Source organism: uncultured Methylobacterium sp., from assembly GCF_964242245.1.
Taxonomy (GTDB): domain Bacteria; phylum Pseudomonadota; class Alphaproteobacteria; order Rhizobiales; family Beijerinckiaceae; genus Methylobacterium.
Map to the genome: position 1 here is coordinate 1 of NZ_CAXTBY010000164.1, position 6,282 is coordinate 6,282.

The window sequence follows — 6,282 nt, forward strand, 5'->3', positions numbered from 1 at the left end:
TACCAGGGCATGATCATCGGCGAGCACAACCGCGAGAACGACCTCGAGGTGAACGTGCTCAAGGGCAAGAAGCTCACCAACATCCGCACCACCTCGAAGGACGAGGCCGTGCGCCTGACCCCGCCGATCCGGATGACGCTGGAAAAGTCGCTCGCCTGGATTCAGGACGACGAGCTGATGGAAGTGACGCCGAAGTCGATTCGGCTCCGCAAGACCCACCTCGACCCGAACGACCGCAAGCGCTTCGAGCGGTCGAAGGAAGCGGTCACCGGCGCGGTGTGAGCGCAGGCGTAGGCCGAGAACACGAAGGGCCGGGCGATCATCGCCCGGCCCTTCTTCGTGAGTCTCGCCGTCGCCGCTTTCTCCCTCCCCCTCTGCGGCGGAGGATGGCCCTCGCGTGAGCGAGGGTCGGGTGAGGGGAGCGCCGTATCCGGAAAGGTCGCGCCCCTCACCCGACTTAGCTCGCGGGCCACCCTCTCCCGCTAAAGGGGAGCGGGAGACGCACACCTCGCGGAGGATATTACCCGCCGCCCGGATCGGCATCCTCGCCCTTCTTACCGCCGCCCTGGGGGCCCATACCCGGATGCCCGTCCGTCTTCTCGTTCGGGTCCATCACCGCGTCCGGTGCGGCATTGGCCGGCTTCTTCTCGTCGGCGTTCTCGTCGCGCTTCACGTCGTCGCTCATGCGCCTGCTTCCCGCTCGGCCTTGCTGCCACCCGCGGCGACCGTCGCGTCCTCCTGCGGGCCGCGGGACGCCTTCCGGTCGGAATGGCCGCCCGAGGCACCGCCGGGCGTCGGCGGCGAACGACCGGACTCGCCGCCCTCGCTCCAGGCGTCCTTGCGCTCGGCATCCGACGCCCCACCCGACCCCATGTCGGTGATGGCGGACTGCTCGGCGGTGTGCGCACCGCCGCCGGTGGCGGGCTTTCCGCTGGTGCCGACCGCGTCGTCGGGCTTGCGGGTGACGGTCTGCGAGGCCTCGTTCGCGGAGCGGGCCATCAGCGCTTCCCGTCGTCCTGGCCGACCGCCGCGGTGGCGCGATCGATCGCCTCCTTGATCGCGGTGCCAGGCTCACCCTCGCCGCGAAGCTTGCGAAGATTCTCCGGCGGGGTCTCGGCCTCCGTCGCGTCGGTGGCGTCCTCGCTCGTCATGCCCGAGGCGATGCGCGCGGTCTGGGCCTCGCCCGACGGGTCGCCCTTGAGGTCGGCCTGGGTGCGGGAGGCGACGCCCACGTCGCGGGGCGAATCCTGGCCGAGATCCTGACCGTTGCGATCGGTGATGGCGTCGAAATCCTTCAGCGAAGGCCGGTCGCGGGTCTCGTCGGTCATCGTGCCCCTCTCGAACTGTCGATCCAGATGTGGACGGACAACCCCTTGGCCGGCACCGCAGTTGCGTCGGGCGCGGCGCTAAGCCGCCCCGACCTCCGGCTCCGGCTCCGGCCTGCCCGTCCGCATGAGCGCGACGAAGCGCTCGAACAGGTAGTGGCTGTCGCGGGGGCCGGGCGAGGCCTCCGGGTGGTGCTGCACCGAGAAGGCCGGCCGGTCGGTGAGCGTCAGCCCGCAATTCGAGCCGTCGAACAGCGAGATGTGGGTCTCGACCGCGGTCGCGGGCAGGCTTTCGGGATCGACCGCGAAGCCGTGGTTCATCGAGACGATCTCGACCTTGCCGGTGGTCTTGTCCTTCACCGGGTGGTTCGCGCCGTGGTGGCCCTGGCCCATCTTCACCGTGCGTCCGCCCAGCGCGAGGCCCATGAGCTGGTGGCCGAGGCAGATGCCGAAGGTCGGGACCTTCGCGTCCAGCAACGCGCGGATCACCGGGACCGCGTATGCCCCGGTGGCGGCCGGGTCGCCGGGGCCGTTCGAGAGGAACACGCCGTCGGGCTTCAGCGCCAGGATGTCGGCGGCGCTGGTGGTGGCGGGCACCACCGTCACCGCGCAGCCGGCCTGCGCCAGCAGGCGCAGGATGTTGCGCTTCACGCCGTAGTCGACCGCCACCACGCGAAAACCCCCGCCGGGCGCGCGGCGGCCGTAGCCGCCCTTCACCGTCCAGACCGACTCGCTCCAGTCCGAGGTCTCGCGGCTGGTGACCGGCGGCACGAGGTCGAGCCCCTCCATCGGCGCGAGCGCGGCGGCCCGGCGCTTCAGCGCCTCCCGGTCGAAGGCGCCGGCCGGATCGTTGGCGATCACCGCGTTCGGCATGCCGTGGTCGCGGATGTGCGCGGTGAGCGCCCGGGTGTCGATGCCGGTGATGCCCAGGATGCCGCGGGCCCTCAGCCACGCGTCGAGGTGAGAGGACGAGCGCCAGCTCGACGGACGCGTGACCGCGGACGCGATCACGGTGCCGCGCACCCCCGAGGCCGGCGCCGCGTCGAGGCTTTCGAGATCCTCGTCGTTGGTGCCGGTGTTGCCGATATGCGGGAAGGTGAAGGTGACGATCTGCCCGGCGTAGGACGGGTCCGTCAGGATCTCCTGGTAGCCGGTCATCGCGGTGTTGAAGCAGACCTCGCCATCGGCGATGCCCGTCTGCCCGATGCCGAAGCCTTCGAGGATCATGCCGTCGGCGAGGACGAGGAGCGCCGTGGCGACGGGCTCGGCCCAGGGTTCGGGCGCGGGGCGGGGTGGGGCGGAGGCGCTGTCTTGCAGCATCGGCGTGATCTCGCTTATGTCCGGTCTCGATCGGCGCCGGCGTCGGGCGCGAGCAAGCGGCCCGAAGTCCTGTGCGGCGGTCTGACCGAGCGCGGCGGCAGGGTCAATGTGGGCTCGCTCCGAACGGGGCTCAATCGCCGTAGACCGCAGGCCAGCCACCCGTTCTGCACGATCCGAGGACACGAGAGATGCTGCGCGCCCGCCTGACCACCGAGATGAAGGAGGCCATGAAGGCCGGCGACAAGCCCAAGCTCGCCACCGTCCGGATGATCCAGGCGGCGCTGAAGGACAAGGACATCGAGGCGCGCGGCCTCGGGCGTGAGCCGGCCTCCGACGACGAGATCCTGGCGCTCCTGCAGAAGATGATCAAGCAGCGCCATGAATCGGCCGGCGTCTACGACCAGGGCGGCCGGCCGGAGCTCGCGCGGAACGAGCGCGCCGAGGTCGCGATCATCGAGACCTACCTGCCGGCGCAGATGGACGAGGCCGAGACGGCGGCCGCGATCGAGGCCGCGATCACCGAGACGGGGGCCGCCGGCCCGAAGGACATGGGCCGGGTGATTGGTGCCCTGAAGAGCCGGTTCGCCGGCCGCATGGATTTCGCCAGGGCGAGCGGGCTGGTGAAGGCGGCGCTGAGCGCGAAGGGGTGAGGCGAGGACCGCGTCCGCCGCCCGTTCTGCCCGCAATCCACCGGCCGCCGAGCCGCGGGACTCGGTAAGGCCTCCTGCGGTATGGATGTCGGTCCGAAGACCGGACCCCGGACCCACTGCCGCCCCGTGCGCTACCCGCCCCACATCCTCGACGAGATCCGCACCCGGCTGCCCGCCTCCGACGTGGTCGGGCGTCGGGTGAAGCTGAGGAAGGCCGGCCGCGAGTGGCGCGGGCTATCGCCGTTCAATGCCGAGAAGACGCCGTCCTTCTACGTCAACGACCAGAAGCAGTTCTACCACTGCTTCTCCTCGGGCAAGCACGGCGACATCTTCACCTTCCTGATGGAGACGGAGGGCCTGAGCTTCCCCGAGGCCGTCGAGCGGCTGGCGGGCGAGGCCGGCGTGAGTCTGCCCGCGCCCACCGCCGACACCCGCGAGATGGAGACCAAGCGCCGCGGCGCGATCGAGGTGATGGAACTCGCCGCCCTCTGGTTCGAGGAGCGGCTGAAATCGCCGGGGGGCGCCGCCGCCCGCGCCTACCTCGACGGGCGCGGCCTCGGGCCCGACATCCGCGCCCGCTTCCGCATCGGCTACGCGCCCGCCGACCGTTACGCCCTGCGCGACCACCTCGCGGGCAGGGACGTCGACAAGGCGCTCATGGTGGAGCTCGGCCTGCTGGTGGCGGGCGAGGACATCGCCGTCCCCTACGACAAGTTCCGCGACCGGATCATCTTCCCGATCGCGGACGGGCGCGGCCGGGTGATCGCCTTCGGCGGCCGGGCGATGCAGGCGGATGCCAAGGCGAAGTACATGAACTCGCCCGAAACGCCGCTCTTCCACAAGGGGCAGGGGCTCTACAACCTGCATCAGGCGCGCAAGGCCGCGCACGAGCGCGGCACGATCATCGCCGTCGAGGGCTACGTCGATGCCATCGCGATGACGATGGCGGGACACCCCAACACCGTGGCCTCGCTCGGCACCGCGCTCACCGAGGCGCAGCTCGCCCTGCTCTGGCGCCACGCCGACGAGCCGGTGCTGTGCTTCGACGGCGACGGCGCCGGGCAGCGCGCGGCGTTCCGGGCGCTCGACGTGGCGCTGCCGATGCTCGAGCCCGGCCGCTCGCTCCGCTTCGCCCCGCTGCCCGAGGGCCAGGACCCGGACGACCTGCTGCGCTCCGGCGGCTCCGCGGCGATCGACCGGGTGATCGAGGCGGCCAAGCCCCTGGTCGAAGTGCTCTGGACCCGGACCGTCGAGACCGGGTCGACCGAGACGCCGGAGCGGCGCGCGGGCCTTGCCAAGACCGTGCGCGAGCTGGTCGCCGGCATCCGCGACGAGACCGTGCGGCGCTACTACCGCGACGAGATCGAGGCGCGCCTGCGGAGCCTGGCGCCACGGGGAGCCGCCCAGCAGCGCGGCGTCTACCAAGCGGGGGGACGGCCGAACCCCTTCGCGCGCAAGCCCAGGCCCGGCGACCCGCCGCCCTCGCCGCGGCTGACCGCGGGACCGAGCGCCGGGCTTGCCCGTTCCAACGGATTTGCCGGCAGCGGCGGCTCCCGCGAGGCGATGATCGTGGCGGGCCTGCTGGTCCATCCCGAACGGCTCGGGCTGGAGGCCGAGGACTTGGCGGCCCTCGACCTGGAGGACCCGGACGCGATCGCGATCCGCTCGCTCCTCCTCGACCGCGCGGCCGACGCGGCCGAGCCCGACGCCCAGGTGGTCGGGAACCGTCTCAGCCGGGCCGGGCTCGACGCGGCGGCCGAACGCCTCGCCGCGCGGGTGCGTCCCGGCGACCGCTGGGCGCTCGATCCGCACGCCGACCCGGTGCGCCTGGAGGACGCTTTGCGCCAGGCCGTGATCTTGCACCGCAAGGCTGGCGCGCTAAATAGCGAACTCCGTCAGGCGGAACGCGCGCTTGTCGAGGAGGAAACGGAGGCGAACTTCGCTTGGCTCTGCGCCGTCAAGGAGCGCTTGGCGGTGATCGCCGGGGCGGAGGCCGAGGCGGACCTGCCGGAGACGAACGACCCGACCGTGCCGTAGGGCCCGCACGATGGCGGGTGTCGGCGCGCCATCGCGGCTTGGTTAACAATCGGTCAAGCGTCTCGCTTGCATACCGGAATTCGGAGAGCAGGGCGGCCGGACCGATTCGGCCGCACCTGACGTGTCTTGCGGCGTCGATGGCGCGGAGCGGCCGACCGGCCCCCGCCTCGGCCTGCCTCGAAACCATAGGCTGATCATGGCGACCAAGGCAACGGAACGGGACGAGGCGGACACCGCGCCGCCGGAGCAGACCGACGGGCCGCTCCTCGACCTGACGGATGCTTCGGTCAAGCGGATGGTGAAGCTGGCCAAGAAGCGCGGCTACATCACCTACGAAGAGGTCAACGAGGTTCTGCCCGATGGGCAGTCCGACCCGGACCAGATCGAGGACGTGCTGTCCCAACTCTCCGAGATGGGCATCAACGTCGTCGAGGCCGAGGAGACCGACGAGGCCACGGCCGAGAAGCCGGTCAACGGCGAGGCGTCCGAGGACGAGGAGGGCACCGAGGGCACGGAGGTGGCCGAGGTCGCGCCCGCCCGCGCGGTCGCCGTGGTCACCACCACCAAGGAGCCGACCGACCGCACCGACGACCCGGTGCGCATGTACCTGCGCGAGATGGGCTCGGTCGAGCTGCTGTCGCGCGAGGGCGAGATCGCCATCGCCAAGCGCATCGAGGCCGGGCGCGAGGCGATGATTGCGGGGCTCTGCGAGAGCCCCCTGACCTTCCAGGCCATCATCATCTGGCGCGACGAACTCGTCGACGGCAAGGTGCTGCTGCGCGACATCATCGATCTCGAGGCCACCTACGCCGGCCCCGACGGCAAGAACCCCCAGATCGCCGAAGCGGCGGCCGAGGGCGACGAGGCCGAGTCGGAAGCGCCGACGCCGCCCGACGGCGACGACGACGACGACATGGAGAACAACGTCTCGCTCGCGGCGATGGAAGCCG

7 protein-coding genes and 1 pseudogene are annotated in these 6,282 nt (G+C 71.4%); 4 read left to right on the forward strand and 4 right to left on the reverse strand.

Annotated features, from left to right (window positions below):
- Positions 1-282: pseudogene (locus ACFE8Y_RS20285) on the forward strand (translational GTPase TypA); the annotation flags it as partial.
- 238 nt (positions 283-520) lie between these two features.
- On the opposite strand, the gene ACFE8Y_RS20290 reads toward ACFE8Y_RS20285, so the two are convergent.
- The 4 genes from ACFE8Y_RS20290 to carA all read right to left on the reverse strand — a co-directional run bounded on the left by ACFE8Y_RS20290 (position 521) and on the right by carA (position 2,645).
- Positions 521-685, reverse strand: a complete 165-nt coding sequence (locus ACFE8Y_RS20290) for a hypothetical protein (protein WP_375466178.1) — start codon at positions 683-685, stop codon at positions 521-523.
- On the reverse strand, positions 682-999 hold the full coding sequence (locus tag ACFE8Y_RS20295) for a hypothetical protein (protein WP_375466179.1): 318 nt from the start codon (positions 997-999) through the stop codon (positions 682-684). Before ACFE8Y_RS20295 ends, ACFE8Y_RS20290 begins: the two co-directional genes overlap by 4 nt.
- Positions 999-1,328 (reverse strand): hypothetical protein, encoded by a 330-nt coding sequence (locus ACFE8Y_RS20300; RefSeq protein ID WP_375466180.1) that lies wholly within the window; start codon positions 1,326-1,328, stop codon positions 999-1,001. The genes ACFE8Y_RS20295 and ACFE8Y_RS20300 overlap by 1 nt, the downstream gene beginning before the upstream one ends.
- 78 nt (positions 1,329-1,406) lie before the next feature.
- On the reverse strand, positions 1,407-2,645 hold the full coding sequence (gene carA / locus ACFE8Y_RS20305; protein WP_375466181.1) for a glutamine-hydrolyzing carbamoyl-phosphate synthase small subunit: 1,239 nt from the start codon (positions 2,643-2,645) through the stop codon (positions 1,407-1,409).
- 188 nt (positions 2,646-2,833) lie between these two features.
- On the opposite strand from carA, the gene ACFE8Y_RS20310 reads away from it, so the two are divergent.
- From ACFE8Y_RS20310 to ACFE8Y_RS20320, 3 genes are all read left to right on the forward strand, one after another.
- Positions 2,834-3,295, forward strand: a complete 462-nt coding sequence (locus ACFE8Y_RS20310; RefSeq protein WP_375466182.1) for a GatB/YqeY domain-containing protein — start codon at positions 2,834-2,836, stop codon at positions 3,293-3,295.
- A gap of 126 nt (positions 3,296-3,421) precedes the next feature.
- On the forward strand, positions 3,422-5,332 hold the full coding sequence (dnaG, locus tag ACFE8Y_RS20315) for a DNA primase (RefSeq protein ID WP_375466183.1): 1,911 nt from the start codon (positions 3,422-3,424) through the stop codon (positions 5,330-5,332).
- A gap of 196 nt (positions 5,333-5,528) precedes the next feature.
- Positions 5,529-6,282, forward strand: a 754-nt coding sequence (locus ACFE8Y_RS20320; protein ID WP_375466184.1) for an RNA polymerase sigma factor region1.1 domain-containing protein, incomplete at its 3' end; no start/stop codon positions are given.

Excerpts from the sequence above, each read along its gene's own strand:
- ACFE8Y_RS20290 (WP_375466178.1), bottom strand. The coding sequence starts at position 685 with ATGAGCGACGACGTGAAGCGCGACGAGAACGCCGACGAGAAGAAGCCG.
- ACFE8Y_RS20295 (WP_375466179.1), bottom strand. The coding sequence starts at position 999 with ATGGCCCGCTCCGCGAACGAGGCCTCGCAGACCGTCACCCGCAAGCCC.
- ACFE8Y_RS20300 (WP_375466180.1), bottom strand. The coding sequence starts at position 1,328 with ATGACCGACGAGACCCGCGACCGGCCTTCGCTGAAGGATTTCGACGCC.
- carA (WP_375466181.1), bottom strand. The coding sequence starts at position 2,645 with ATGCTGCAAGACAGCGCCTCCGCCCCACCCCGCCCCGCGCCCGAACCC.
- ACFE8Y_RS20310 (WP_375466182.1), top strand. The coding sequence starts at position 2,834 with ATGCTGCGCGCCCGCCTGACCACCGAGATGAAGGAGGCCATGAAGGCC.